19 protein-coding genes and 1 pseudogene are annotated in these 20,973 nt (G+C 71.5%); 3 read left to right on the top strand and 17 right to left on the bottom strand.

The window, feature by feature from the left end:
- Window positions 1–54: 54 nt before the first annotated feature.
- The 10 genes and pseudogenes from ACOJV7_RS12165 to ald form a co-directional block, all read right to left on the bottom strand.
- A pseudogene (locus ACOJV7_RS12165) lies at window positions 55–249 on the bottom strand (1-acyl-sn-glycerol-3-phosphate acyltransferase); the annotation flags it as partial.
- Window positions 250–343: 94 nt separating this feature from the next.
- Window positions 344–1,138: an endonuclease/exonuclease/phosphatase family protein gene (locus ACOJV7_RS12160; RefSeq protein WP_420190474.1), complete on the bottom strand. Its 795-nt coding sequence runs from the start codon at window positions 1,136–1,138 to the stop codon at window positions 344–346.
- Window positions 1,139–1,273: 135 nt separating this feature from the next.
- Window positions 1,274–1,981 (bottom strand): (d)CMP kinase, encoded by a 708-nt coding sequence (cmk, locus tag ACOJV7_RS12155; protein ID WP_420190473.1) that lies wholly within the window; start codon window positions 1,979–1,981, stop codon window positions 1,274–1,276.
- A 48-nt stretch (window positions 1,982–2,029) separates the two neighbouring features.
- Window positions 2,030–3,145: a prephenate dehydrogenase gene (locus ACOJV7_RS12150; RefSeq protein ID WP_420190472.1), complete on the bottom strand. Its 1,116-nt coding sequence runs from the start codon at window positions 3,143–3,145 to the stop codon at window positions 2,030–2,032.
- A complete protein-coding gene (locus tag ACOJV7_RS12145) occupies window positions 3,142–4,086 on the bottom strand; it encodes a pseudouridine synthase (protein WP_420190471.1) in 945 nt (314 codons plus the stop codon). Before ACOJV7_RS12145 ends, ACOJV7_RS12150 begins: the two co-directional genes overlap by 4 nt.
- Entirely contained in the window at window positions 4,083–4,739 is a 657-nt protein-coding gene (gene scpB / locus ACOJV7_RS12140) for an SMC-Scp complex subunit ScpB (protein WP_420190470.1), read from the bottom strand. The genes ACOJV7_RS12145 and scpB overlap by 4 nt, the downstream gene beginning before the upstream one ends.
- Window positions 4,732–5,718, bottom strand: a complete 987-nt coding sequence (locus tag ACOJV7_RS12135; protein WP_420190469.1) for a segregation and condensation protein A — start codon at window positions 5,716–5,718, stop codon at window positions 4,732–4,734. Before ACOJV7_RS12135 ends, scpB begins: the two co-directional genes overlap by 8 nt.
- Window positions 5,702–6,619 carry a ParA family protein gene (locus ACOJV7_RS12130; protein WP_420190468.1) on the bottom strand — a complete coding sequence of 306 codons (918 nt, stop codon included), beginning with the start codon at window positions 6,617–6,619 and terminating at the stop codon, window positions 5,702–5,704. The genes ACOJV7_RS12135 and ACOJV7_RS12130 overlap by 17 nt, the downstream gene beginning before the upstream one ends.
- A gap of 93 nt (window positions 6,620–6,712) precedes the next feature.
- A complete protein-coding gene (gene xerD, locus ACOJV7_RS12125; protein WP_420190467.1) occupies window positions 6,713–7,663 on the bottom strand; it encodes a site-specific tyrosine recombinase XerD in 951 nt (316 codons plus the stop codon).
- 37 nt (window positions 7,664–7,700) lie between these two features.
- Entirely contained in the window at window positions 7,701–8,816 is a 1,116-nt protein-coding gene (gene ald / locus ACOJV7_RS12120; protein WP_420190466.1) for an alanine dehydrogenase, read from the bottom strand.
- 56 nt (window positions 8,817–8,872) lie between these two features.
- Between ald and ACOJV7_RS12115 the strand changes: the two genes are divergently transcribed.
- A complete protein-coding gene (locus tag ACOJV7_RS12115) occupies window positions 8,873–9,484 on the top strand; it encodes a hypothetical protein (protein WP_420190465.1) in 612 nt (203 codons plus the stop codon).
- Here ACOJV7_RS12115 and hisS read toward each other — a convergent pair.
- Together hisS and ACOJV7_RS12105 are read right to left on the bottom strand one after the other, a co-directional pair.
- The gene (gene hisS / locus ACOJV7_RS12110; protein WP_420190464.1) at window positions 9,447–10,793 is read right to left on the bottom strand and encodes a histidine--tRNA ligase; all 1,347 of its coding nucleotides are present in this window, start codon (window positions 10,791–10,793) and stop codon (window positions 9,447–9,449) included. The two genes, ACOJV7_RS12115 and hisS, sit on opposite strands and share 38 nt — an antisense overlap.
- Window positions 10,790–11,491, bottom strand: coding sequence for an MBL fold metallo-hydrolase (locus ACOJV7_RS12105; RefSeq protein ID WP_420190463.1), 702 nt, complete (start codon window positions 11,489–11,491; stop codon window positions 10,790–10,792). Before ACOJV7_RS12105 ends, hisS begins: the two co-directional genes overlap by 4 nt.
- Before the next feature lie 57 nt (window positions 11,492–11,548).
- On the opposite strand from ACOJV7_RS12105, the gene ACOJV7_RS12100 reads away from it, so the two are divergent.
- Window positions 11,549–12,343: a peptidylprolyl isomerase gene (locus ACOJV7_RS12100; protein ID WP_420190462.1), complete on the top strand. Its 795-nt coding sequence runs from the start codon at window positions 11,549–11,551 to the stop codon at window positions 12,341–12,343.
- A gap of 2 nt (window positions 12,344–12,345) precedes the next feature.
- Window positions 12,346–14,175 carry a DUF349 domain-containing protein gene (locus tag ACOJV7_RS12095; protein WP_420190461.1) on the top strand — a complete coding sequence of 610 codons (1,830 nt, stop codon included), beginning with the start codon at window positions 12,346–12,348 and terminating at the stop codon, window positions 14,173–14,175.
- 423 nt (window positions 14,176–14,598) lie between these two features.
- Here ACOJV7_RS12095 and ACOJV7_RS12090 read toward each other — a convergent pair whose 3' ends face one another.
- From ACOJV7_RS12090 to yajC, 5 genes are all read right to left on the bottom strand, one after another.
- Window positions 14,599–16,893: a RelA/SpoT family protein gene (locus tag ACOJV7_RS12090; protein ID WP_420190460.1), complete on the bottom strand. Its 2,295-nt coding sequence runs from the start codon at window positions 16,891–16,893 to the stop codon at window positions 14,599–14,601.
- Between the two features lie 9 nt (window positions 16,894–16,902).
- Window positions 16,903–17,463: an adenine phosphoribosyltransferase gene (locus ACOJV7_RS12085; protein WP_420190458.1), complete on the bottom strand. Its 561-nt coding sequence runs from the start codon at window positions 17,461–17,463 to the stop codon at window positions 16,903–16,905.
- Window positions 17,464–17,467: 4 nt separating this feature from the next.
- Window positions 17,468–18,661, bottom strand: coding sequence for a protein translocase subunit SecF (secF, locus tag ACOJV7_RS12080; protein ID WP_420190457.1), 1,194 nt, complete (start codon window positions 18,659–18,661; stop codon window positions 17,468–17,470).
- 79 nt (window positions 18,662–18,740) lie between these two features.
- Window positions 18,741–20,558, bottom strand: a complete 1,818-nt coding sequence (secD, locus tag ACOJV7_RS12075) for a protein translocase subunit SecD (protein WP_420190456.1) — start codon at window positions 20,556–20,558, stop codon at window positions 18,741–18,743.
- Between the two features lies 1 nt (window position 20,559).
- Entirely contained in the window at window positions 20,560–20,886 is a 327-nt protein-coding gene (gene yajC, locus ACOJV7_RS12070) for a preprotein translocase subunit YajC (protein ID WP_420190455.1), read from the bottom strand.
- Window positions 20,887–20,973: the final 87 nt, after the last annotated feature.

Raw genomic sequence — 20,973 nt, 5'->3', positions numbered from 1 at the left:
GGCCACCCGGTCGCCACGACCCTGGTGCAGCGGGATCTGCCCGCTGAGGTGGAGCAGCGGCCCCACGCCCAGCTCGAAGGTCGCGGCGAGCACGAGGAAGTGCGCGGGGCGCGGCGCCAGACCGAGGACGACGGCGCCGTCGAGATAGCCCGTGTGGTTCGCCGCGAGGATGACCGGACCGGACGCGGGGACCCGGTCTGCGCCGACCGCCCGCGCGGCATACAGGCTCCTGACGAGGACGCTCCCCACACCACGGCCGAGGTCGCCCGCCACGGCGTCGGCGGGGCCCAGGCTCTCGTGCGTCACGGGCGGGAACGTCAGTGCACCGCCCGTGACCCACGGCTCAGAACGAGGCAGGCACCGAGACGGCCATCTGGACCGGCTCGTGGTGGCCGTAGATGTCCCCGAGGGTCGTCAACGGCTCGTTGGCGAGCCCTCGAGGCTTGTAGAAACCGTCGATCCCGACTCCGCGCGGGACGATGCGCCCGTCGGCGCGGGCCGAGATGTCGTTGGGGTCGTCCGTCACCACCTTGTTCCAGTCGCCGCCGAGGAGCAGCCGTGAGGGGTGGCGGTTCGAGAGCGCCACGACGTTGTCGGCCATGACGGCATACAGGCTTCCGGGTCCGGTGGCGCAGCGCGGTGGTGGCATGTGCAGCGAGGCCGCGACGAGGGTCGCGCCGTTGGCGAGGTGGACGTCGGCCACGGCGATCCACCGGGTCTGGATGCCGCCGTCCGGACAGGGTCCACCGTCGGTCCCCTTGACGAGCCGGAAGTTCGTCACCGCGTCGGTGGCCCGGACGGCGGTGCGCCGGATCGCCAGGGCGCTGCCGCGCGTCGACTCCGACGTCGTGTCCTGACGGACGATCCACGTGTCCGTGTCGACGAGGTCGGCCAGACGCACGTCCCGCGCCTCCTGGAGCATGACGATGTCGGCGAAAGGGCTGTAGCGGGCGAAGTCGTCACGCACCGAGCTCGCGGGGGCGCCGAAGTCGACGTTGACGGTGACGACACGCACGCGTTGGGGGTCGGTCAGAGCGGCGCTGCCCGCCGTCGCGGTCGAGGCGGTGGCGCCGAGCAGTCCCACGGTGAGGGCGCAGAACGCCGCCCCGCCCGTGGTTCGTCGGGCAAGCGTGGACATGGCGTCTCCTCAGGTGGGACCCGCTGGTCGGGTCGTCCCGAGCAGGCTGCGTCCCGCCGCTGCGGAATCGCTGCGCCACCGCTGCGACGCCGCTGCGGTCTCCGCTGGTGTCGTGCGGGGCCGGGCCCGGGGAGGTCAGCCGCGCGCGTGCCCGGCGAGCGAGGCGACGACCGCGAGCACGGCCTCGACGCTCTCGTCGAAGTCGAGGTCGGAGGTGTCGACCGTGACCACACCGTCGGCCGCCACCGTGAACTGCGAGACGGCGGAGTCGTCACGGTCGCGGCGTAGGACCTGGTCGCGGGTGGCGGCGATCGCCTCCTCGTCGACGGCGCCGTGGACCTCGGCCGAGCGCCGGCGCAGCCGGGCCTCCTCGCTGGCGGTGAGGAGCAGCCGCACGAGGGCGTCGGGAGCCACGACGGTCGTGATGTCGCGGCCCTCGGCGACGACGCCCCCGGTCTCCTCGGCGATGGCCGCCATGCGGTCGCGCTGCGCCTGCTGGAGGATCGGGCGGACGCCGGTGTTCGTCGCGACCTTGGACACCTCGGAGCTGATCGCGGTCGAGCGGATGTCGGCGGTGACGTCGGTGCCGCCGACGACGACCCGCTGGTCCTCCGGGTCGGTCGACAGCTCGAGGGGCAGGCCCTCCGCGGCGACGACGACGGCGGCCTCGTCGGCGAGGTCGACACCCTGGTCGAGGCACCACCAGGTGAGCGCGCGGTACATCGCGCCGGTGTCGAGGTAGCCGATGTCGAGGCGCGCGGCGACGGCCTTGGAGACGCTCGACTTGCCGGAGCCGGACGGTCCGTCGATGGCGATGGTCAGCGGGGCGGAGTCGCTCGTCATGGCGGTCAGCCTAGGCGGTCGTGGTCGTGGCGCCGCACCCGCCGACGCTCACCCGTGCAGCCGCCAGCCCCGCTCCTCCAGCCCCTCGGCGAGGGCTGCCGCGGCACCGGGGACGACGTCGACCTCGGCCAGACCGAAGGCCTGACCGAGACCATGGTCGAGGTGGAACTCCTCGATGTTGGTGCCGATCGCGCCGACGTCGGCGAAGAGCCGGCCGAGCTGTCCCGGCTCGTCCGGGATGAGGACCCGGACGGTCGTGTATGCCGTCGGCGCGGCTCCGTGCTTGCCGGGGATCCGCGCGTGGCCGGCGTTGCCCGCTGCGATCGTGCGGGCGAGCGTGCCCCGGGCGCCGGGCGCGTCGGTGTCGGACCCCAGGGCGTCGAGCGCACTGATGACGCCGTCGAGGTCGCCCGCGAGCGAGGCGAGGACGTCGCGCACGGCATGCGCGTTGCCGGAGAGGATCTGGGTCCACAGGTGCGGGTCGCTCGCTGCGATCCGGGTGACGTCGCGCAGCCCCTGGCCTGCCAGCGCCACCGACGAGTCGGCGAGGTGCTCGAGCCGGGCCGCGACGAGGCTCGCGACGAGCTGCGGGACGTGCGAGACCGACGCCACGGCAGCGTCGTGGTCGGCGGGGTCGAGGGTGACGACGGCGGCGCCGGCCCTCGCCGCCACCGCACGCACGAGGTCGACGGCGGCCGCACTCGTCTCCGGCGTCGGCGTGAGCACCCACGCGCGACCGTGGAAGAGGTCGTGCCTCCCGGCCACCGCCCCGCTGCGCTCGCGGCCGGCCATGGGGTGCGAGCCGCAGAAGCGGCTGAGGTCGGCGCCGCGCTCGCGCAATGCGTCGATGACCGCCACCTTGACCGAGGCGACGTCCGTGACGACCGCGTCGGGGAACCGCTCGAGGGCGGCTGCGACGCAGGCCGCCGTGACGTCCGGCGGAGTGGCGACGACGACGAGGTCGGGATGCTCGCCACCCGGCGCGCCCCCGCGCGTCGGAACGGTCTCCCCCGCGCCGAGGTCGCGGGCGAGCGCAGCGTTGGTCGTGGAGATGTCCTCGAGCGTCACGGCACCGCCGGCGCGGGTCAGCGCGAGGCCGAGGCTCGTGCCGATGAGGCCGGTGCCGACGACGTGGACGCGCGGAGGGACGGGCGCCTCGCTCACATGCCCGCCGCGGAGTAGAGCTCGCCGACCTCGCCCTTGGTGAGCCGGCGGAACTTGCCGGGCTTGGTGTCCCCGAGGCGGATCGGGCCCACCTGGGTGCGCACGAGCGACAGGACGGGGTGGCCCGCCTCGGCGAGCATCCGGCGCACGATGTGCTTGCGGCCCTCGTGGAGGATCACCTCGACGATCGCCTTGCCGGGCTGGCTGTCGACGACGCGGAACGAGTCGACCTGCACCGGCCCGTCCTCGAGCTCGATGCCCTCGCGCAGCCGCTTGCCGAGGTCGCGCGGGACGGGTCCGCGGATCTGCGCGAGGTAGGTCTTGAGCACGCCGTACTTCGGGTGCTGGAGCCGGTGGGCGAGGTCGCCGTCGTTGGTGAGGAGCAACAGGCCCTCGGTGTCGGCGTCGAGGCGACCCACGTGGAAGAGCCGCTCCTTGCGGTCACCGAAGTAGTCGCCGATGTCGATCCGGCCGAGCTCGTCGTTCATCGACGTGACGACGTTGAGCGGCTTGTTGAAGGCGAGGTAGACGCGCGACTCGTCGAGCGTGACGCGCACGCCGTCGACATGGACGACCTGGTCCGCGTTGATGCGCACGCCGAGCTCGGTGACGACCTGCCCGTCGACCTCGACGCGGCCCTCGGAGATGAGCTGCTCGCACACCCGCCTGGACCCGACGCCCGCCGAGGCGAGCAGCTTCTGGAGTCGTATGCCGTCGGGGTCGTGGACGTCGACCGGCTTCGACGTGGGCCGGTTGGGCAGCGAGGTCGGTTGGCTCTTCTTCGTCGTGCCGACGCCGCGGGGACGACCACCACCGGCACCTGCACCGGCTCCACGCGGACCGCCGGACGCGCCCCGCGGGCCACCCTGGCCGGCACCGCGACCGCGGCCGCCGGACGGATTCTTCGCGGGTCCGCCGCGTCGGTTCTGCGGCGGGGTCATGACCGGCCGCTCTCTGCGATCTCGTCGAGCACGTCGACCTCCGGGAGGTAGGGGGCAAGGGCTGGCAGGTCGTCGAGCGACTGCAGGCCGAGCCGCTCGAGGAAGGTGGCGGTCGTGCCATAGAGGTTGGCGGTCGACTCCTCGTCGGTGCCGACCTCCTCGATGAGACCACGCGTGAGCAAGGTGCGGATGACGCCGTCGACGTTGACGCCACGGACGGCGGCGACGCGGGAGCGTGAGACCGGCTGCCGGTAGGCGATGACCGCGAGGGTCTCGAGCGACGCCTGGGTGAGGCGGGCCTGCTGGCCGTCGAGGAGGAACTTGCTCACGACGGGGGCGTACTCGGGACGGCTGTAGACGCGCCACCCGCCACCGACGTTGCGCAGGCAGAAGCCCCGCTGCTGCGCGGCATACCCCTCCTCGAGCTCGGCGAGGGCGGCCTCGACATCGGGCACGGGCACCTCGAGGGCGGAGGCGAGTGCGAGCTCTGTGACCGGCTCGTCGACGACCATGAGGACGGCCTCGACGGCGCCGCGCAGGCCACCCGGGAAGTCGCCCACGTCGAAGGCGAGCTGGTCCTGCGGCACCTCGTCGACGACGCCCTCGTCGCGGACGTCGTCCGAGGTCGTGTCGGTCAGGTCGGTGTCACTCATGGTCAGCCTCTCGCTGATCGGTGGTCGGTGCTTCCGGCGCCGGCGGGGCGGCATCGGCCGGGGCGGCGTCATCGGTCGGTGCGTCCCCGGCGGGCGCAGCATCGTCGCCCGGGGCGACCTCCGCGGGTGCGGCGTCGTCGAACTCGTCGTCGACGTCGATGTCGCCCTCCATCGACCCGGTCCAGCGCACGGTGAGCTCGCCGAGGGCCTCGGCCTGCTCGAAGGTGATGGCGGACTCGCGGAAGAGCTCGAGCAGCGCGAGGAAACGGGCGACGATGACGAGGGTGCTGTCGGCGTCGCGCACGAGCGCCCGGAAGGACGCCACGCCGTCGCGCCGCAGCCGCTCACCGATGATGCTCGCCTGCTCGCGCACGCTCACGGCCGGCGCGTGGAGGTGGCCGAGGCCGACGGTGTCGACCGGTTTGGGTGTGAGCGCGCCCGCGGCGATCATCGCGAGCTGCTCCGGCGTCACCGTCATGATGAGCTCGGGCAGGAGCCTGGCGAACTGCGGCTCGAGCCCGGCCTGGCGGGCGGTCATCCGCGAGGCCGTCGCCATCCGCTCGTCGAAGGTGCGGGCGATGTCCTTGAACGCCCTGTACTGGAGCAGCCGCGCGAAGAGCAGGTCGCGGGCCTCGATGAGCGCGAGGTCGTCCTCGTCCTCGGGGCCCACCTGGGGCAGGAGCCGAGCGGCCTTGATGTCGAGCAGCGTGGCCGCGACGAGAAGGAACTCCGAGGCCTGGGAGAGGTCCCAGCCGTCGCCGCCCTTGGCCTGCTCGGCCTTGATGTGCGCGATGAACTCGTCGGTGACCCGCGCGAGGGCGATCTCGGTGATGTCGAGCTTGTGCTTCGAGATGAGGCCGAGGAGGAGGTCGAAGGGCCCCGAGAAGACGTCGAGGTGGACCTCGAAGGCCGTCGTCGCCGCCCGTCGCGTCAGGACGCCGCCGGGGGCCTCGGCCAGAGTGTCAGGCTGCTCCGCCACGGGCGATGAGCTCTCTCGCGAGCTGGCGGTAGGCGCCAGCGCCCTTGTGGGTGGAGTCGTAGGTCGTGATCGGCTCGGCCGCCAGGGTCGCGTCCGGGAACTTCACCGTGCGGCTGATGACGGTGTGGAAGACGCGTTCGTCGAAGTGCTCGACGACGCTGGCGACGACCTCGCGAGAGTGGAGGGTGCGACCGTCGTACATCGTCGCCAGGATGCCGTCGACCTGGAGGCGCGGGTTGAGCCGGTCGGTGATCTTCTCGATGGTTTCGACGAGGAGGGCGACGCCGCGCATGGCGAAGAACTCGCACTCGAGCGGGATGAGCACGCCGTGGGCCGCGGTGAGGGCGTTGACGGTGAGCAGGCCGAGCGAGGGCTGGCAGTCGATGAGGACGACGTCGTAGTCGTCGAGGACGGGGCGCAGGACCCGGGCCAGGATCTGCTCGCGGGCGACCTCGCCGACGAGCTGGACCTCGGCGGCCGAGAGGTCGATGTTGGCCGGAATGACGTCGAGGCCGTCGACCTTGGTGCGCTGGATGACGTCGCGCACGTCGTGTGCCCGCTCGGTGAGCAGGTTGTAGACGGTGACGTCGAGCTCGTGCGCGGGGATGCCGAGACCGACCGACAGCGCACCCTGGGGGTCGAAGTCGACGAGGAGGACGCGGCGGCCGTACTCGGCCAGAGCGGCGCCGAGGTTGATCGTCGTCGTCGTCTTGCCGACGCCACCCTTCTGGTTGCACATCGCGATGACGCGCGCCGGTCCGTGGCTGGCCAGCGGCGGCGGCTCGGGGAAGCTCGGCAGGGGTCGACCGGTCGGACCCGGCTGCCCCGCGGGGGGCTCGGTCCCGGGCAGGTGCCCGTTGGTGCCGCTGGTCACGGTCCCGGTGTCATCGGACGTCTGCATTGAGGTCACCACGTCGTCGATGTCTGACGAATCCATCTCTCTCCCGGAACTGGCGTGCACGCGGTCAGCATCCCGCTGATCGCCACGACACTATCAGCGCGCACGCGGGTGGCTCTGCGCATAGACCTCGCGCAGCTGCTGCACCGTGACGAGCGTGTAGACCTGCGTCGTCGTCACCGACGCGTGACCGAGGAGCTCCTGCACGACACGCACGTCCGCACCGCCCTCGAGGAGGTGGGTCGCGAACGAGTGGCGCAGTGTGTGCGGAGAGACGTGGCCGGTGAGCTGGGCCCGCTCCGCCGCGGCCCGCAGGACCGCCCACGCGCTCTGCCGCGAGAGCCGCGACCCGCGCTGGTTGAGGAAGATCGCGGGCGTCCCCCTGCCCTTTGCCGAGAACGTCCCCCTCCCCCTCACGAGGTATGCCGTGAGCGCCACCTTCGCGTAGGACCCCAGCGGCACGAGTCGCTGCTTGCCGCCCTTGCCCTCGAGCCGGACGACCCCGGCCTCCACGTCGACGTCGTCGATGTCGAGCCCGACGGCCTCGGAGATGCGGGCGCCGGTGCCGTAGAGGACCTCGAGCAGGGCGCGGTCGCGCAGGGAAGCGGGCGTGTCCCCGACCGACGCCGCGTCGAGCAGGCGCTCGACCTCGCCGACGCTGATCGCCTTCGGCAGGCGTGAGGGCGGCGGTGGAGGGCTGACAGCAGCCGTCGGGTCCGCGTCGACCACACCCTCGAGCGCGAGGAACCGGTGCAGCCCGCGCACGGCGACGAGGGTGCGTGCGGCCGACGTCGCGGCGAGCGGAGGGTGCTCGTCGTCGCCCTCGCGCAGCCGCGCGAGGAACTCGCTCACCTGCCGCTCGCTCACCGCCGCGGGGTCGTCGACCCCGATCGAGGAGAGGTATGCCGTCCACCTCCCGAGGTCGCGTCGGTAGGCCTTGAGGGTGTTGGCCGACGCACCCCGCTCGACGTCGAGGTGCGTCAGCCACGAGCGGACGGCGCGCTCCACCCGGCTGGCGCTGCGTGCGTCCGCCGAGGTGGGGGTCATGGCGTCACCCTGCCGGACGCACGGCGTGGGTCCGAGCTCAGCCGAGGACCTCGGCGACGTCGCGGTGCTCCATGCCGTGGGCCTCTGCGACGGGTCCGCAGACGACGTCGCCGGCGTGGGTGTTGATGCCGAGGGCCAGGCCCGGGTCGGTGCGCGAGGCCTCGAGCCAGCCCTGGTTCGCGAGGCGGACGGCATACGGGAGGGTGGCGTTGGTGAGCGCCCAGGTCGAGGTGTTGGGGACGGCACCGGGCATGTTGGCGACGCAGTAGAAGACCGAGTTGTGGACCTCGTAGGTCGGGTCGGCGTGAGTCGTGGGGCGCGTGTCCTCGAAGCAGCCACCCTGGTCGACGGCGATGTCGACGAGGACGGAGCCGGGCTTCATCTGCGAGACGAGCTCGTTCGAGACGAGCTTCGGGGCCTTGGCACCGGGGACGAGGACGGCGCCGATGACCATGTCGGCCTCCATGACCTGCTGGCGGATCGCCAGGGTGGAGGACGCGAGCCCGTGGACGCGGTTGTTGTAGCGCCAGAAGCTCATGCGGAGCTTGTCGAGGTCGGTGTCGAGGAGGGTGACGTCGGCGCCCATGCCGAGCGCGATGTTGGCGGCGTTCTGCCCGGAGACGCCGGCGCCGATGATGACGACCTTGGCGTTGGCCACGCCGCCGACGCCGCCCATGAGGACGCCGCGACCGCCCTGCGGCTTGGTGAGCGAGTAGGCACCGACCTGGGGCGCGAGGCACCCCGCCACCTCGGACATCGGGTAGAGCAGGGGCAGCCCACCCGATGGGAGCGCCACGGTCTCGTAGGCGATCGCTGTCGTCCGCTTGGCGACGAGCTCCTTGGTCAGCGGCTCGTCGGCGGCGAGGTGGAGGTAGGTGAAGAGCGTGAGGTCGTCGCGGAGGCGGTGGTACTCCTCGGCGACCGGCTCCTTGACCTTCATGACCATCTCGGCCTCGCCCCAGACGTCGTCGGCGTCGTCGAGGATCCGCGCACCCTGCGAGACGAACTCCTCGTCCGGGATGGAGGACCCGAGACCGGCGCCCTTCTGGATGAGCACCTCGTGACCGTGGGCCACCAGCTCGTGCACACCGACCGGCGTGATGCCGACCCGGAACTCGTTGTTCTTGACTTCGCTGGGGATGCCGATGCGCACCGATGACTCCTTCGTCGTGGTCGCGGTGGATGTGCCGCAGTGCGAGTCTAGGGCGCGTGAAGCTCTACGCCGACCTGCCCGGACGCCGCCTCGCCCAGATGCTCGCCGACCTCGGAATCCTCGCGTGGGCGGTGGTGTGGGTGTGGGTCGGGAGACGGGTCCACGACGTGACGATGGCGCTCGCCGAGCCCGGTCGCCGGCTCGAGGGTGCGGGTGCCGGGTTCCGCGAGAAGCTCAACGCCGCCGGCGACGGGGTGGACGACCTCCCGCTGCTCGACGACCGGGTGGCCGGCCCGTTCCGCTCGGCAGCCGGTGCCGGCACCGACATCGAGCGGGCCGGGGCCGACCTCGTGACCGCGGTCGAGCGGTTCGCCCTGCTCATCGGGTGGACCACGGCGCTCGTGCCGATCCTCGTGGTCCTCCTCTGGTGGGCGATCGCGCGTGGCCGCTTCGTCCATCGCGCCTCGGCCGCGCAGCGGTTCATCGACGCGGACGACGACCTCGACCTCTTCGCGCTGCGCGCCATGGCCAACCAGCCGATGGCGTCGCTCGCCAAGGTGTCGAGCGACCCCAGCGGGGCGTGGCGGCGCGGTGACCGTGAGACGATCCGTGCGCTCGCGCTGCTCGAGCTCAGGGACTCGGGGCTGCGGCCGCCACGAGCGGCGTGAGGTCCTCGGCCGAAGGCGTCCACTCGGCGGGGTCGGCGTCGACCTGCTCGCCGGAGCGGATGTCCTTGACCTGGTGCTCGACGTCCCCGGACCCGGGGAACCAGACGAACGGGATCCCCCGGCGGTCCGCGTAGCGGATCTGCTTGCCGAACTTCGCGGCGCTCGGCGCGACCTCGCACGGGATGCCGCGTGAGCGCAGGGCCGTCGCGACGGCGGTCGACTCGCTGCGCGACTCCTCCTCGACGACGGCGACGAGCACCGCTGCCGGCGTCGAGCGCGAGGCCGAGACGAGCCCCTTGGACAGGAGCAGGCCCAGCAGGCGGGAGACGCCGATGGAGATGCCGACACCGGGATAGGTGGTCTTGCCGTCGCTGGCGAGGGCGTCGTAGCGGCCACCGGAGCAGAACGAGCCCCACGACTCGTGGCCCTCGAGCTGGGTCTCGTAGACGGTGCCGGTGTAGTAGTCGAGGCCGCGGGCGATCTTGAGGTCGGCGACGAGCGCGCCGGGGGCGCTGGCGAGACCGGCCCGGATGACGGCCGCGAGGGCGTCGAGCCCCTCGTCGAGGACGGGGTGCTCGACACCGAGCGAGCGGACGCGGTCGACGAAGGAGAGGTCCTCGGTGCGGATCTCGGCGAGGGCGAGGCACTGGTCGGCCTGCTCCTGCGTGCGTCCCGCCTCGACGAGCAGGGCCCTGACCTTCTCGGGGCCGATCTTGTCGAGCTTGTCGACGATGCGGAGCGTGCCCGCGACGTCGTCGATGCCGATGCCCCGGTAGAAGCCCTCGGGGATCTTGCGGTTGTTGACCTGGATCGTCATCCGGCCGATCGGCAGCCGGCGGAAGACCTCGGCGACGACGAGCGGCATCTCCGCCTCGAAGTGGGGCGCGAGCTCGCCCACGTCGACGACGTCGATGTCTGCCTGGGTGAACTCGCGGTAGCGCCCCTCCTGCGGCCGCTCCCCCCGCCACACCTTCTGGATCTGGTAGCGGCGGTAGGGGAACGCGAGCTTGCCGGCGTTCTCGAGGACGAAGCGGGCGAACGGCACGGTGAGGTCGAAGTGCAGGCCCAGCTGTGGATCGGAGCCTCGCGCGCCATCGGGCTGGTCGGCGAGCCGGGTGACGCCGTAGATCTCCTTGTCGGCGTCGCCGCCCTTGCCGAGCAGCCGGTCGACCGGCTCGACGGCGCGCGTCTCGAGCGAGGTGAACCCGTGCAGCTCGAACGTCTCGCGGATGACGTCGAGGAAGTGCTGCTCGACGATCCGCTCGGCGGGGAGGTACTCGGGAAATCCGCTCAGCTTGGTGACCTTCACGCGGTCAATCCTTGCAGGTAGGGGTTGGTGCTCCGTTCACGCCGCATCGTCGTCGCCGGGCCGTGCCCGGGAAGGAGGAGCGTGGAGTCGGCCAGGGGCAGGACGACCGCGCGCAGCGAGCGCTGCATCGCCGCGCCGTCACCACCCGGCAGGTCGGTGCGCCCGATCGAGCCGGCGAAGAGGACGTCGCCGCTGATCATCGTCCGGTCGAGCTCCTCGGGAGCGCGGACGCCCTCGGGCAGCCGCTCGAACCCGAACATCACCGAGCCCTCGGTGTGGCCGGGCGCGTGGAGCACCTCGAGGTCGAGCCCGGCGAGCGTGAGCGCCTGCCGGTCGGTCACCTCGACGACGTTGCCGGGCTCGGACCACGTGGCCTTCGAGCCGAACTGCTGCTCGAGCATCCCGACGATCCCCGGACTCGCGGAACCGAGCGGGTCAACCAGGCGGTAGCGGTCGTCCGAGTGGATGTATGCCGCGGTGTCGCCTCCGCAGACCGGCGTCACCGAGTAGACGTGGTCGATGTGGCCGTGGGTCAGCAGGACCGCCGTCGGCTTGAGCCGGTGCTGGGTGAGCACCTCGCGCAGGGTCTCCTCGATGCCGATGCCGGGGTCGACGACGACGCACTCCTCCCCCTCGCCGGGGGCGAGGACGTAGCAGTTGGTGCCGAAGGCCGCGGCGGGGAAGGCGATGGTCAACACACCGGTGAACCCTAGTCGGGTGAGCACACGGCATACCGGCTCCCTAGACTGCGCCGGGTGACGAAGAAGCAGGAGCGCGACCGGGCCCGGCGCAGGTGGCAGAAGCAGCAGGCAACGCAGGCGGCGAGGGCCGAGAGGCGCGACCGCATGAAGCGGGTCGCGGCAATCGTCGCGACCGTCGCGGTCGTGGCCGCGCTCGTCGGCGGTCTCGCCGTCGCGCTCAAGCCGGAGGAGAAGGAAGCGGCCAAGCCGTCGACGACCGCCGCGGGCTGCGAGCAGCCGCCCGCCCCCCTCGGCACCGCGGCCAAGCTCGAGCTGCCGGACAAGGCGACCGCCAAGGGTGTGATGTGGACGGCGACGCTCACGACGAACTGCGGCGACATCGTCCTCGACCTCGACGGTGCGAAGGCACCGCAGGCCGTCGCGTCCTTCATCCAGCTGGCCAAGGCGGACTACTGGCTCAGCTCCCCCTGCCAGCGCCTCGGCGTGAGCGAGGGCTTCAAGCTGCTCCAGTGCGGCGACCCGACCGGGACGGGTCAGGGCAACCCCGGCTACGGCTTCGGCGTCGAGAACGCGCCCAAGGACGGGACCTACCCGCGGGGCACCGTCGCCATGGCGCGCACGCAGGACCCGGTCAAGGGCAACGGCGGCCAGTTCTTCCTCGTCAACGGGGAGTCGAGCCTGCCGGACCCGAACGGATACACGATCTTCGGCACGATCACCAAGGGTTTGGATATCGTCGACAAGGTCGCCGCAGCGGGTGTCCAGCCCGGCGGCGAGTCGGAGACCATCGGTGCCCCCAACGCACCCATCAGCATCCTTCGGGTTGCGGTGACAGAGAAGAAGGCATAGCCGTGAGCGACGAGACGACGAGCACCACCCCCGCGGACGGACCCGTGGAGGAGCAGGCCCCATCGGCCGCGCCCGACGCCACGGTGGAGGTGACGACACCGGAGCCCGAGGAGACCAGCGCCGCGGTCCAGCCGGAGGAGACCCGCCCCGAGGCGCAGTCCGACGCCGCCGAGACCGCCGCTGCGGCGGAGGTTCCCGCGGTCGAGCCCGAGCCCGCGACGTCGATGCCGACGCCCGCCACGTCCGCTGCGGCTGAGCCCGAGGCTTCGGAGTCGCCGGCCCCTGCCGACGAGACCCCGGCGATGGCCGAGCCTGCGCCCGCCGAGGAGGCGGCACCGGCTGCCGAGGAGGCGGCACCTGCGACCGTGGACCCCGCTCCCGCCGACGAGACCATCGCTGCTTCGGAGACGCCCGCCGTCGACCCCGAGCCTGCGACGTCCGTGCCGACGCCCGCGACTCCCGCTCCCGCAGCCCCCGCCCCGGCGGCGCCGAAGCCCGCGGTGCCCTCCCCCGCAGCGCTCGCGTCGCGGATGGCCGCACGGCCGACCCCGCCCGTGGCGCCGGTCGTCCACGAGCACTCGGACTCGGCGCGCTTCGGCCGCGTCGACGACGAGGGCCACGTCTTCGTCACCGTCGGCGAGGAGGAGCGCGAGGTCGGCTCCTACCCCGGCGCGACGCCCGACGAGGCCCTGCAGTACTTCGCCCGCAAGTACGACGAGATCGCCGGCTCCGCCGAGCTGCTCGAGCAGCGGCTCGCCAACCCGGACGTCTCGGCGAAGGAGGTCGCTGAGGGCCTCAGCACCCTCAAGGAGCACCTCGCCGAGGCCCACGTCGTCGGTGACCTCGCCGCGCTCGACGCCCGCGTCGCCGCGATCGAGACCGGGCTCGTGACCAAGCGTGAGACCGAGCAGGCGGCGCGCGCCGAGGCACGTGCCGCGGCCGCCGCCGAGCGTGAGGCGATCGTCTCCGAGGCCGAGGCCATCTCGGGCCAGGACCCCGAGCAGACCCAGTGGAAGCAGAGCGGTGAGCGGATGCGCGCGCTGCTCGACCAGTGGAAGCAGCACCAGCGCAGCGGGGCCAAGCTCGACAAGCCCACCGAGAACGCCCTCTGGCAGCGCTTCAGCCACGCCCGCAACCACTTCGACAAGGGACGTCGCAGCTACTTCGCGCAGCTCGACTCCTCGCGCGCCGAGGCCCGCGGCACCAAGGAGGCGCTCGTCAAGGAGGCCGAGGCCCTCGCCACGAGCAAGGACTGGGGCCCCACCGCACGCGCCTTCAAGAACCTCATGGACCAGTGGCGCCAGGCCGGACGCGCCTCCCGCTCGGAGGACGACGCCCTGTGGGAGCGGTTCAAGGCCGCACAGGACGCGTTCTTCAACGCGAAGGACGAGGTGGCAGCCGCCGAGGACGAGGAGTACCGCGCCAACCTCGCCGTCAAGGAGGAGCTCCTCAAGGAGGCCGAGCAGATCCTGCCCGTCACCGACCTCGAGAAGGCCAAGGCGCAGCTGCGCGTCATCCAGGACAAGTGGGAGGCTGCCGGCAAGGTGCCGCGCGCCGACATCGACCGCACCGAGAAGGCCATCCGCCGGATCGAGGCGGCCGTGCGGGAGCAGGAGGACCAGAAGTGGAAGTCCTCCAACCCGGAGGTCGCCGCCCGCGCCAACTCCCTCGTCACACAGCTGCGCAGCTCGATCGAGTCCCTCGAGGCCGACCTCGCCAAGGCCACCGCCTCGGGCAACGACCGCAAGGTCAAGGACCTCACCGCCAAGCTCGAGTCGCAGCAGGCCTGGCTCGCCCAAGCCGAAGCCGCCAACTCCGAGTTCGGTTCCTGATCCGACCCACAGCTCCCCTTTCCGCGCACCTCGCGCTGAGGAGTCTTCGGTCGACGCCATCCATCCGACCTGGGCGCGCTGAGCGCACTCCGGTCTCCCGCCAGGCCCAGCCAGCGCCGATCGAAGACCCCTCATCACTCGACTAACGCCGCTTCTCACCTTCCCGAGGGGCACCTAGGCGACTATCCAGGAGCGCGCGGGTCCGTGGGCGGCGATGGCGGGTCTGGCGGGAGCGGGGAGCGCGCTCAGCGCGCGAGCCGCGGATGGATCTCGTCGCCCACGGACCCGCGCGCGACGTCACGTGAGCCCCGCGACGTGACCTGAGCCGCGCGACGTGACCCGCGCGAGACGTCACGTGAGCCGCGCGACGTCACGTGAGCCGCGCGACGGGACGTGAGCCGCGACGTGCTCGGCAAGCAGCGACTACGTCTGGGTGATGCGGTAGGCGTCGAAGACGCCGCCGACGTTGCGCACGGCCTTGATGACGTGGTCGAGGTGGCTGGGGTCGCCCATCTCGAAGGTGAACTTGAGCCCGGCGACGCGGTCGCGTGAGGTCTGGACCGAGGCGCTGAGGATGTTGACGCCGCTCTCGGACAGGACGCGGGTGACGTCGGAGAGCAGGGCCGAGCGGTCGAGCGCCTCGACCTGGAGCTGGACGAGGAAGACGCTGTTGGCGGTCGGCGCCCACTCGACGTCGATGATCTTGTCCTGCTGGCTGAGCAGCGAGGAGGCGTTGGTGCAGTCGCGGCGATGCACCGAGACGCCCATGCCGCGGGTGACGAACCCGAGGATCTCGTCGCCGGGCACCGGCGTGCAGCAGCGGGCCAGCTTGACCCAGACGTCGGACATGCCCTTGACGACGACACCGGGGTCACCGGCGCGGCGGCGGCGGTTCGACACGGGCCGGGGCATCGTCATCTCGGCGAGGTCGTCGCTGGCCTCCTCACCCCCCTGGGCGGCGACGAGGCGCGCGACGACGTGCTGGGCGCTCACGTGGCCCTCGCCGATCGCGGCATACAGGCCGTCGATGCCGCTGAGCCGCAGCTCCTCGGCGACGCCGGTGAGCGACTCGACCGACGACAGGCGCGCGAGCGGCAGGCTGCGCTTGCGCATCGCCTTGACGAGCGCCTCCTTGCCCTGGTCGATCATCTCCTCGCGACGCTCGCGGGTGAACCAGTGCCTGATCTTGTTGCGGGCCCGGGCCGACTTGACGAAGGTGAGCCAGTCGCGCGACGGGCCGGCGCCGTCGGCCTTGGAGGTGAGGACGTCGACCGTGTCGCCGTTGTCGAGGCGGGACTCGAGCGGCACGAGGCGACCGTTGACCTTGGCGCCGATGGTGTGGTGGCCGACCTCGGTGTGCACGGCATACGCGAAGTCGACGGGCGTCGAACCGGCGGGAAGGCCCACGAGCTGACCCTTGGGCGTGAAGACGTAGACCTCGCTGGCGTTGATCTCGAAGCGCAGCGACTCGAGGAACTCTCCCGGGTCGGCGGTCTCCCTCTGCCAGTCGAGGAGCTGGCGCAGCCACGCCATGTCGTTGGCGCCGGTGTGGCTCGTCGAGGGCTGGTCGGCGCCCGCCGGCCCCTTCTCCTTGTACTTCCAGTGGGCGGCGACGCCGTACTCGGCGCGGCGGTGCATCGTGTGGGTGCGGATCTGGATCTCGACCGGCTTGCCCTCTGGACCGATGACCGTCGTGTGCAGCGACTGGTACATGTTGAACTTCGGCGTCGCGATGTAGTCCTTGAACCGCCCGGGCACCGGCGTCCACCTGGCGTGCATGGCGCCGAGCGCTGCGTAGCAGTCGCGCACGGTGTCGACGAGGACGCGGACGGCGACGAGGTCGTAGATCTGCTCGAAGTCGCGGCCGCCCACGATCATCTTCTGGTAGACGGAGTAGTAGTGCTTGGGCCGGCCCGTGACGGTCGCCTTGATCCGCGCCGACCGCAGGTCCGACTCGACACTCTCGCGCACGGTCGCGAGGTACTCCTCACGGGCCGGCGCGCGCTCGGCGACGAGCCGCACAATCTCGTCGTAGACCTTCGGGTAGAGGGTCTGGAACGAGAGGTCCTCGAGCTCCCACTTGATTGTGTTCATGCCGAGCCGGTGCGCCAGCGGGGCATAGATCTCGAGGGTCTCGCGCGCCTTGCGCTGGGCGGACTCCTTCGACACGTAGCGCCAGGTGCGCGCGTTGTGGAGACGGTCGGCGAGCTTGATGACGAGCACGCGGATGTCGCGCGCCATCGCGACGACCATCTTGCGCACGGTCTCGGACTGCGCCGCCTGGCCGTAGGTGACCTTGTCGAGCTTGGTGACGCCGTCGACGAGCATGGCGATCTCGGCGCCGAAGTCCTTCTCGAGCTGGTCGAGGCCGTAGTCGGTGTCCTCGACGGTGTCGTGCAGGAGGGCGGCCGCCAAGGTCGGCGGCGTCATGCCGAGCTCGGCGAGGATCGTCGTCACCGCGAGCGGGTGCGTGATGTAGGCGTCGCCGCTCTTGCGCATCTGGCCCTCGTGGGCGCGCTCGGCGACCCCGTAGGCACGCTCGATGACCGAGAGGTCGGCCTTGGGGTGGGTCAGCCGGACCGTCGTGAGCAGCGGCTCGAGGACGGGGTGCGCCGACGGACGCGAGGAGCCGAACCGGGCGAGGCGGGCACGCGCACGGGCGCGGTTGGAGCCTGCTGCCCCACTGCGCACCGGGATCGGCGTGGTTTCCTCTGCCATGGACGGAGTCTAGGCGTCCCTCACGCCGCCCACGACATGCAGGGAGTGGACCGGACGCGACCCCATCGCCTCGCGGCCGCCGAGGAAGGCGAGCTCGACGACCGTCGCGAACTCGACGACCTCGGCACCGCAGTCGTCGAGCAGGTCCCAGGCGGCGATCGCGGTCCCGCCGGTGGCGAGGACGTCGTCGACGAGCAGCACCCGCTCCCCCGGTTCGACGGCGTCGGCGTGCACCTCGATCGTCGCCGTGCCGTACTCGAGGTCGTAGGTGCGCTGCACCGTCTCCCCCGGCAGCTTGCCGGCCTTGCGCACGGGCACGAAGCCGACGCCGAGCTCGTGGGCCAGCGCGGCCCCGATGATGAATCCACGCGCCTCGACGCCCGCCACCGAGTCCAGCCGGGCACCCGATGCCGTATGCCGTGCCGCCAGGGCCCGGACCACCTCACCGAACGCCTCGGGGTCCCCGAGGAGCGGGGTGATGTCCTTGAAGACGACTCCCGGCTTCGGGAAGTCGGCGACGTCCCGCAGGCGGCTCTCGACGAGCTTGCTGATCGCGACCGGGTCGGTCATCGGGTCACTTGCGGCGCGACTTGGGCGCGCGCCTGGGCTGGTTGCGCGGGCCCGACTGCGCGTACTTGTGCACCTGGCGGCCCGTGATGGTCGCCGACTCCTCGTCGGTGGCCCTCGGGAACGAGTCCGCGGCGGGGTGGCCGTCGGCCTCGGCCACGGCCACGGCGCCGCCCTGCGAGGCGCCGGCACCGACGGGAACAGCCGCCCGCTCCTTGGCGCGCTTGGCCTCCGAGCGGACCGCGCGCTTGTCGAGCTCGAGGACGGCGGAGTCCTTGCGGCGCAGGCTCACGAGGAGCGGGGTCGCGAGGAAGATCGACGAGTAGGCGCCGACGAGGATGCCGATGAAGAGGACGAGCGCGAGGTCGAGCAGGGTGCCCGGGCCGAGGAAGAGCGCGCCGACGACGAGGACGGCGAGGATCGGCAGGACGCCGATGACGGTCGTGTTGATCGACCGGACGAGCGTCTGGTTGACGGCGAGGTTGGCCGCCTTCGCGAACGTCATCCGCCCGTTGGCGAACGCCTCGTTGGTGTTCTCGCGCACCTTGTCGAAGACGACGACGGTGTCGTAGATCGAGTAGCCGAGGACGGTGAGGAAGCCGATCATCGTCGCCGGCGAGACCTCGAACTTGCTGAACGAGTAGATGCCGACGGTGATGACGAGGTCGTGCACGAGCGCGATGAGCGCCGCCGCCGCCATCTTCCAGTTGCGGAAGTAGACGGCGAGGACGGCTGCGACGAGCACGAGGAAGATGACGAGTGCGCGCAGCGCCTGCTTCGTGACCGAGTCACCCCAGGACGGGCCGATGAAGGTCGCGCTGACCTTGTCCTCGCCGACCGAGAAGGTCTGGGCGAGCTCAGTGCGCACGCGGGCGCTCTCGGCGTCGTCCAGCCGCTCGGTCTGCACCCGGACGGTGCCGGCGCCGAGCTTGGAGACGCGGACGCCCTGCGAGTCGTCCGCCGCACCGAGGGCCTCACGGGCCTTGGACTCGTAGTCGGCGGGCACCGACGTGTTCGTCACGCGGAACTCGGAGCCACCACTGAACTCGAGGCCGAGGTTGAGCTTGTTGATGCCCAGACCCGCGACCGCGATCGCCATGAGGACGAGCGAGACGATGTAGAACGTCCGTCGCTTGGGGACGACCGGGATCGACTTCCTGCCGGTGTAGAGGTCGTTGCCGAGGTCGGAGAACTTGATCATCGGGGTCCTCGCAAAGTATCGGAGTGACGCGGGAGCGCGGGTCCCACGTTTTGCGTGGGCGAACTTTGTGGGGTGATGATCACGACGGGCTCCCTTCGTGGGCCGCAACGCGGGGCGGGTTCGTCGTGAACCGGCCGCGGCCGGCATACGTGGTCTTCTTGACGGCACCGAGCTTGTCCGGGTCGAGACCCGACATCGGGTGCCCACCGCGGAAGAACTTCCGGCGGGCGAGGAGCGTGACGAGCGGGTGCGTGAAGAGGAAGACGATGAGGATGTCGAGCAGGGTGGTGAGGCCGAGGGTGAAGGCGAAGCCACGCACGCTCGAGCTCGCGAGGACGTAGAGGACGATCGCCGCGAGGAAGTTGACGCCGTCGGCGATGAGGATCGTGCGCTTGGCACGAGCCCAGCCGGTGGCGACGGCGCTCTCGAGCGAGCGGCCCTCGCGCAGCTCGTCACGGATGCGTTCGAAGTAGACGATGAACGAGTCCGCGGTGAAGCCGATGGCGACGATGAGGCCGGTGACGCCGGCCATGTCGAGGCGGTAGTTGTGCGACCAGCCCAGGATCGTGATCGCCAGGTAGGTGAGGACACCCGCCGCGAGGATCGAGGCGATCGTGACGAACCCGAGCACGCGGTACTGCAGCAGCGAGTAGATCGTCACGAGCAGCAGGCCGACGAGGCCGGCGTAGAAGCCGTAGCGCAGCTGCTCGCTGCCGAGCGTCGGGCTGATCTGCTCACGCGTCTGCAGGTCGAACGAGATCGGAAGCGCGCCGAACTTGAGCTGCTGGGCGAGGTCGCGGGCCTCGGTGATGCCGAAGCCGCCGGTGATGCTCGCCTTGCCGTTGGGGATCGCCTCGTTGAAGCTCGGCGCGACGATGACGCGCGAGTCGAGCGTGGCTGCGAGCTGGTTCTGCGGCTGCTGGAGCGGCACCATCTTGCGCGAGATGTCGGCGTACTGCTTGGCGCCCTCGCCGTTGAGGTTGAGCTGGATCTCGACGGTGCTCGTCTGCTGGCCGTTCTGGCCGACCTGGTAGCCGGCGCTGGCGTCGGAGATCTTGTCTCCGGAGACGACGACCGGGCCGAGGATGTACTTGGCCGCGCCGTCGGCGTCACAGGTGACGAGGGGCTTGGTGTCGTCGTCGACCAGGTCGTCGAGCGCACCCTCCTTCGAGCAGTCGAGCGCGGTGAAGTCGGCGGTGAGCTCGGGCGTGATCTGGTCGAGGCTGAGCGGGTCCTTCGCGCCGGAGGCGCCACCGGATGCGCTCGGGCTCGGCGAGGCGCTCGGCGAGGCGCTCGGCGACGGGCTGGCCGAGGGCGAGGCCGACGGGCTCGGCTCGGCCGCGAAGGCACCGGGCACGGCGGAGTTGTTGGTCGACGACGGTGCCGGACTGGCGACGGGGGCGCTGGCGGAGGGGCTCGGCTCCGGGACGGCGGAGCCACTCGGGCTCGGGCTGGCCGAGCCGCTGGGCGACGGCGAGGCCGACGGCTGCGCCTGGGGCGAGCCGGCCGCGATCGCGAGCACCGGGCGGAACTGGAGCTGCGAGGAGCGGCGGATCGCGTCCTCGGTGCTCTTGGGGGGCGTGCCGGGCATCGACACGACGATGTTGCGACCACCCTGGGTCGTCACCTCGGCGCCGGCGACGCCGCCGGCGTCGACGCGCTGGACGATGATGTCGCGGGCCTGGGCGATCTGCTCCGAGGACACCGTCTTCGCGCCGGTGAGCCGCGGCTGGAGGATGATCTGGGTGCCGCCCTCGAGGTCGAGGCCGAGCTTGGGGGCGTAGGACCCGTTGCTGAACTGGTTCGCGCCGAAGAGCAGGCCCATGAGGGCGATCGTGAGGACCGCCATGCCGGCGAGGGCACGGCGCGCGAAGGTCGCGTGGCTCATCTGTGCCATCTCAGCCCACCTCGGGGGTCGCGTCGGGACGCGGGCTCTCGTCGGTGCCGGCCGGGCGCTCGCCGCCCGGCTGCACCATGCCGACAGCGCGGCGGTCGACACGCACCTGGACGCCCGGGGCGATCTCGAGGGTCGCGACCGTGTCGTCGAGTGCGACGACCGTGCCGTAGAGACCCGAGGTGAGGACGACCGCGTCGCCGACGCCGAGGCCCGACTGGAAGGCCTGGACCTCACGACCCCGCTTGCGCTGGGTGAACATGAGGAACGCCAGCAGCAACAGGGGCAGGGCGAGCACGAGCAGGTTGCCGAGGCCGGCACCGGAGTTCATGAGAAGTCCTTCGAGTGGGATGTGCGCACCCGCATGCTGCCGGGCGCGTCAGTGGCCCGGTCGACGCCGGGCAACCGGGTCAGCATA

The organism is Knoellia tibetensis, assembly GCF_048606415.1.
Classification (GTDB): domain Bacteria; phylum Actinomycetota; class Actinomycetes; order Actinomycetales; family Dermatophilaceae; genus Knoellia; species Knoellia tibetensis.
Note: the sequence above shows the minus strand (reverse complement) of the source record. Positions and strands in the feature narration are given on the sequence as shown.

Bases quoted from the DNA above. Each gene is read 5' to 3' on its own strand.
- ACOJV7_RS12160 (WP_420190474.1), bottom strand. From the start codon at position 1,138: ATGTCCACGCTTGCCCGACGAACCACGGGCGGGGCGGCGTTCTGCGCC.
- secF (WP_420190457.1), bottom strand. From the start codon at position 18,661: ATGATCAAGTTCTCCGACCTCGGCAACGACCTCTACACCGGCAGGAAG.
- yajC (WP_420190455.1), bottom strand. From the start codon at position 20,886: ATGAACTCCGGTGCCGGCCTCGGCAACCTGCTCGTGCTCGCCCTGCCC.
- cmk (WP_420190473.1), bottom strand. From the start codon at position 1,981: ATGACGAGCGACTCCGCCCCGCTGACCATCGCCATCGACGGACCGTCC.
- ACOJV7_RS12130 (WP_420190468.1), bottom strand. From the start codon at position 6,619: ATGCAGACGTCCGATGACACCGGGACCGTGACCAGCGGCACCAACGGG.
- xerD (WP_420190467.1), bottom strand. From the start codon at position 7,663: ATGACCCCCACCTCGGCGGACGCACGCAGCGCCAGCCGGGTGGAGCGC.
- secD (WP_420190456.1), bottom strand. From the start codon at position 20,558: ATGGCACAGATGAGCCACGCGACCTTCGCGCGCCGTGCCCTCGCCGGC.
- ACOJV7_RS12145 (WP_420190471.1), bottom strand. From the start codon at position 4,086: ATGACCCCGCCGCAGAACCGACGCGGCGGACCCGCGAAGAATCCGTCC.
- scpB (WP_420190470.1), bottom strand. From the start codon at position 4,739: ATGAGTGACACCGACCTGACCGACACGACCTCGGACGACGTCCGCGAC.
- ACOJV7_RS12090 (WP_420190460.1), bottom strand. From the start codon at position 16,893: ATGGCAGAGGAAACCACGCCGATCCCGGTGCGCAGTGGGGCAGCAGGC.
- ACOJV7_RS12085 (WP_420190458.1), bottom strand. From the start codon at position 17,463: ATGACCGACCCGGTCGCGATCAGCAAGCTCGTCGAGAGCCGCCTGCGG.